We start from the raw sequence: 5410 nt of genomic DNA, 5'->3' as shown, positions 1-5410 counted from the left end.
CGACAACGGCTCGGGCATGCACGTGCACCAGTCGATCTGGAAGGGCAGCGAGCCGGTGTTCGCCGGCAACAAGTACTCCGACCTCTCGGACACCTGCCTCTATTACATCGGCGGCATCCTGAAGCACGCCAAGGCCATCAACGCCTTCACCAACCCGACCACCAACTCCTACAAGCGTCTGGTGCCGGGCTACGAGGCGCCCGTGCTGCTCGCCTACTCGGCGCGCAACCGCTCGGCCTCGTGCCGCATCCCGATCGTGTCGAGCCCGAAGGCCAAGCGCATCGAGATCCGCTTCCCGGATCCGGCCGCCAACCCGTACTTGGCCTTCACGGCCATGCTGATGGCCGGCCTCGACGGCATCCAGAACAAGATCCATCCGGGCGACCCGATGGACAAGAACCTCTACGACCTGCCGCCTGCGGAGCTGGCCAAGATCCCGACCGTTTCGGGCAGCCTGCGCGAGGCCCTGGCCTCGCTCGACAAGGACCGCGGGTTCCTGAAGGCCGGCGGCGTCATGACCGACGACATGATCGATGCCTACATCGAGCTGCGCATGGCGGAGAACATCCGCTACGAGATCACGCCGCACCCGGTCGAGTACGACATGTACTACTCGGTCTGATCCCCAATAACGACGGGGCGAGAACGGAAGGCTCGGCAGCGATGCCGGGCCTTCTGCGTTGCGCAGCCGCGGATCAGTAGAAGAGGAGGATGCCGACGAAGACGCCGGCCAGCGCGAGACGGTAGAACGCGCGCTCGTAGGCCAATAGCCAGCCCGCGAAGCGGCGCGGCAGCTCGGCCCAGGACACACGCGCCAGCGCCGAGAGCACGATGCCGAGCACCATGCCGATCAGGAGCGAGCCGAGGTGGACGCCCGTGGCGCCGATGCCCGTCGCCCCGTCGAACGAGAAATCCGTGGCGGTTCCGGAACCGGCGACAGTCAGCACGCCGGCGGCGAGAAATCCGAAGGCTAGCAGCGAAAGAAAACCGATCGCCGATCTCATGACAGCCTCGCAAGGCCTGGAGCACGGGGAGCCCTCGCGGTCCTGAGGTCCGGCAAGCTCGGGCCCGGCCCGCGATGGGCGGTCGGCTGAGCATATCCCCTGCCCCTCAACGCCGGGTTAACTACGGACGGGCTCGACTTGCATAAGCGCCCGCACGCGGACAGCGGTCGCGACCGCGCCACGATCGCGTGCCATCCAGGGAGCATGATGCGTCGCCCCTCGCCTCTCGTCGGTCTTTACGTACGTCTGATAGCCGCCGTGGCTTTGGCGCTGGCTGTCGCATCCACGGCCGAGGCCCGCGCACCGTACGGCTGGCTCGGCACCGATCCCGCACCCGCGGCAACCCTCGCGGAGCGCATCGCCCCGCCGCCCGGCTTCACGCGCACGCCCGCGGCCGAAGGCTCGTTCGCCGCCTGGCTGCGCGGCCTTCCGATGCGCGCCGAGGGCGCGCCCGTGCTGACGCACACCGGCAGGCCCAAGTGGCGCCAGGACGTGCACGCCGCCGTGATCGACATCGACATCGGCAAGCGCGACCTGCAGCAGTGCGCCGACGCCATCATGCGCCTGCGCGCCGAATGGCTCTTCAGCCAGCGCCGCGACAAGGAGATCGCGTTCGACAACACCAACGGCAAGCGCATGCGCTTTGCGAGCGCCAAGCGCAAGGACCACGCCGGCCTGCGCAAGTACATGGACCTCGTGTTCGCCTACGCCGGCACCTACTCGCTCGAGCGCGAGCTGAAGCCGATCGCGGCGGACGACATCGCCATCGGCGACGTATTCATCAAGGGCGGCTTCCCCGGACACGCGGTGCTCGTCGCCGACCTTGTGGAGAACCGGGAGACCGGCGAGAAGCGCTTCCTGCTGCTCCAGAGCTACATGCCGGCGCAGGACATCCATGTTCTCAAGAACCCGAAGTCCACCGACGGCTCACCGTGGTACGCAACCCCGATCGGCGACCAGCTCGTGACACCCGAGTGGGTTTTCCTGCGCACCGCATTGCGCCGCTGGCCTTAGTCCCTCCACGCACATCCTGTCATCCCGGCCAAGCGACGGCGAACGCCGGAGTGCAGAGCCGGGACCCAGCGCAAAGAGAGCTAGTACCCACCGCCGAAGAAGGAGCTGAAGAAGTCCTCGTTGGCCGAGGTGCCGGACCGGCGCGACGCCTCCTTCACGGGCCGCGCCTCGAGGTGCGCCTTGTTGGGCACCACGGGTGCCAGATGATCGCGCCCCTTGGCGATCTGCTGCCACTTGCCGTCCAGCGCCTGCGTCACACGCTTCTCGTGGCCGTAGATGTCGCTGTAGGTCTTGAGCGTCCCTTTGTCGTCCACCCACGCCGTGAAGTAGGCGATGTGCATCGGGATCCGTTTCTCGATCAGCACCTCGTTGTGGAGCGGGCCGCTCTTCGCCAGCTCCGCCACCTTGGCCGCATCCCAGCCCTTGTCGTGAGCGAGCACGAGCTCTGCGACACGCAGCGGATTGCGCAGCCGCAAGCAGCCGTGGGAAAGCGTGCGCTGCTTCGAGCTGAACATCCACTTGTCGGGCGTGTCGTGCATGAAGATCGTATGCTGGCTCGGAAAGGAGAACTTCACGACGCCCATCGCGCTATTGCGCCCCGGCGGCTGCACCACCTCGTACTCACGGATGTCGAGCGAGCGCCAGTCCATGGTGCGCCAGTCGAGGCGGCGGCCGTCCTTCGTCTCGACCTCGAGCCCGTACTGGCGCATGAGCCCGCCGCCGCGCAGCATGCTGGGCCACAGCTCGTTGACCTTGATGCTCTCCGGCACACGCCACATCGGCCGGAACGTGATGTCATTAAGCCGCCGCGTGAAGATCGAGCTCTGCTTCCCGATCTCGCCGACCACGATGCGCTCGCTGTGGATGGTCTCGCCGTCCTTGACCACCTCGATCATGTAGCTCGGCACGTTGGCCATCAGATGCAGATCACCGAGATCGGCCCACATCCAGCGCCACATCTCCATGTTGGCAAGCAGTTTCTTGGCCGCGGCATTCGGCTTGCCGCCGGTCTTGCCGATCGCCTCGACGTACTTCTCACGCAGCCGCTGGAACTGCACGTGTTGCGGATGCGTGCCAACGAGGGCGGCCGCCTTATCAGGCGCCGCGGCGATGTCCGTGAGAACCTGGGCGGGATCGAGAAGCTGCGGCTTGCGGTCGAGGTTGGAGTTGAGCTGCTCGGCCGGATGCGCGATGCGCCCGCCCCGCGCGAAGCGCGCGTACTTGAGCACGGTGAGCGACAACTCGACCTCGGCCGCGGCCTGCGCTTCCGGCGAGAGGTCGGCCGCGCTTTCGAGCTTGGGCGCGGAAAAATCGCGCGGCTCCAGTCCCCAATCCCCTGACTTGCCGAATTCGGCGACGACGCCCTGCGCGTCGGCATTGAGTCCCGCTGCTGCGACCCACAGCGGCGCATAGGCGCGTGCACCGTAGAAGGCGGCCAGCGCCGCGTGCTCTTTCTTCTCCGCATCGGTGCCGTCGTCGGCAAGGGCCTCGATGCGGGCCTTGACGGCCTTTCCGACCGGCGTCTCCGGCTCGACAACCGCCGGCGCCGCCGCGGATTCGGTCGCAGCGTCCGGCTCGGTCGCGGCACTTGGCTCGGAAGTAGTGGCAGGCGCGGTCGTATTCGCGGGTCCGGAAGCGGCAGGAGGAGCATCCGCCTTCGCCTCGGTGGGATCCGCCGATTGCAGCGCCGACGTCTCCGGCGGGGCTGACGGCGGCGTCGCGGTTTCCGCGCTGGCCACCGCCGCGAACAGCAGCGCCGGAATGACCGTCAGCAGCGCAAAGCGACCCATGGTGCGTCTCCGAAAGCTCAGGTGCCGGGAAACACTAGGCGATTCGAGCCGCCTCGCGGCGCGCCCCTGCCTCTGCGCCTGCCGTTTCAACACCCCGCTTGCCATGTTCTCTCGGCTCCGAGCCTCGCCCAAAGTTGTGGCTGCATTGGGTTTGCACGGCAAACCGGAAACCGTCGCGTCAAAGAGTGGTGGGTTGGCCTGCAACAACGGGCGTTTCCGCCTTGCAACCGGCCGCGACCTCCTCTAAATGGCCCGTTTTCCCGAGGGAAGGCCGATGAGCAAGCGCCGAGCGGAAGTGGGGATCATCATGGGCAGCCAGTCCGACTGGCCGACCATGAAGCGGGCGGCCGACATCCTCGACGAGCTCGCCGTCCCCTACGAGACCAAGATCGTCTCCGCCCACCGCACGCCTGACCGGCTGGTCCGTTACGCCCGCTCGGCCGCCGAGCGCGGCCTCAAGGTCATCATCGCCGGCGCCGGCGGCGCGGCGCACCTGCCCGGCATGACCGCCTCCATGACGGCGCTTCCCGTGCTCGGCGTGCCGATCCAGACCAAGAGCCTCGGCGGCCAGGACAGCCTCTATTCCATCGTGCAGATGCCGGGCGGCATCCCGGTCGGCACGCTCGCCATCGGGGAAGCGGGCGCCACCAACGCCGGGCTGCTCGCCGCGCAGATCCTGGCCCTCGCCGACGCCGACCTCGCTGCCCGCGTCTCGGCTTACCGCGAGCGGCAGACGTCGTCCGTCGCCGAGGACCCGACGAGCGAATGACCGCGCTTCCTCCCGGCTCGACCATCGGCATCCTGGGCGGCGGCCAGTTGGGGCGCATGCTGTCGCTCGCCGCCGCCGAGATCGGCCTCAAGTGCCACGTCTACTCGGACGTGCCGGGCGGCGCCTGCGACGTGGCGGCCGCCTCCACCATCGGCCCGTTCGAGGACACGACGAAGATCCGCGCCTTTGCCGAGGCCGTCGACGTCGTCACCTACGAATTCGAAAACGTGCCGCTCGAGGCAGCGGCCGCCGCCGAGGCGGCAGCACCCGTCCGGCCGGGACCGAAGGCACTGGCCGTCGCGCAGGATCGCCTGGAGGAGAAGACCTTCATCTCCGCGCTCGGCATCCCGGTGGCCCCCTTCGCATCCGTCGACGGCGAGGGCTCCTTCGACGCCGCGCTCCGCGCCATCGGCCCCGCGGGCATCCTGAAGACGCGCCGCTTCGGCTACGACGGCAAGGGCCAGGTGCGCATCGGGAGCGCCGCCGAGCTTGCCCCCGCGTTCGAGAGCCTCGCCCGCGCGCCATCCGTGCTCGAAGGCCTGGTGCCCTTCGCCTACGAGGTCTCGGTGCTGGTCGTGCGCGCGCTCTCGGGCGAGGAACGCTTCTACGACATCCCGCTCAACACGCATAAGGACGGCATCCTCGACACCTCGACCGTCCCCTCCCCGCTGCCGCCCGCACACGCCGCGCGGGCGACCGAGATCGCGGGCGCCATCGCGGACGCGCTCGGCTACGTGGGCGTGCTCGGCGTGGAGATGTTCTATGTGCCGGACGCCGCCGAGCCGCTGGTCGTCAACGAGATCGCCCCGCGCGTGCACAACTCCGGCCACTGG

5 protein-coding genes and 1 pseudogene are annotated in these 5410 nt (G+C 68.3%); 4 read left to right on the top strand and 2 right to left on the bottom strand.

The window, feature by feature from the left end:
• Positions 1–622: pseudogene (gene glnA, locus IT540_RS13000) on the top strand (glutamine synthetase); the annotation flags it as partial.
• A 73-nt stretch (positions 623–695) separates the two neighbouring features.
• Here the strand turns inward: glnA and IT540_RS12995 are convergent.
• Complete coding sequence (locus IT540_RS12995) at positions 696–1004, bottom strand: hypothetical protein (protein ID WP_291178438.1); 309 nt, start codon at positions 1002–1004, stop codon at positions 696–698.
• A gap of 204 nt (positions 1005–1208) precedes the next feature.
• Here IT540_RS12995 and IT540_RS12990 point away from each other — a divergent pair, with 204 nt between their 5' ends.
• The gene (locus IT540_RS12990) at positions 1209–2018 is read left to right on the top strand and encodes a DUF4846 domain-containing protein (RefSeq protein WP_291178435.1); all 810 of its coding nucleotides are present in this window, start codon (positions 1209–1211) and stop codon (positions 2016–2018) included.
• A gap of 80 nt (positions 2019–2098) precedes the next feature.
• On the opposite strand, the gene IT540_RS12985 is transcribed toward IT540_RS12990, so the two are convergent.
• Complete coding sequence (locus tag IT540_RS12985; protein WP_291178432.1) at positions 2099–3808, bottom strand: L,D-transpeptidase family protein; 1710 nt, start codon at positions 3806–3808, stop codon at positions 2099–2101.
• Positions 3809–4082: 274 nt separating this feature from the next.
• On the opposite strand from IT540_RS12985, the gene purE reads away from it, so the two are divergent.
• On the top strand, positions 4083–4577 hold the full coding sequence (gene purE / locus IT540_RS12980; RefSeq protein ID WP_291178429.1) for a 5-(carboxyamino)imidazole ribonucleotide mutase: 495 nt from the start codon (positions 4083–4085) through the stop codon (positions 4575–4577).
• Positions 4574–5410 (top strand): ATP-grasp domain-containing protein (locus IT540_RS12975; RefSeq protein WP_291178426.1); only part of this gene is annotated, 837 nt, incomplete at its 3' end. The genes purE and IT540_RS12975, both read left to right, overlap by 4 nt.

Source organism: Hyphomicrobium sp. (genome assembly GCF_020852195.1).
Taxonomy (GTDB): Bacteria; Pseudomonadota; Alphaproteobacteria; order Rhizobiales; family Hyphomicrobiaceae; genus Hyphomicrobium_C.
This window is presented reverse-complemented; position numbering and strand designations above follow the sequence as displayed.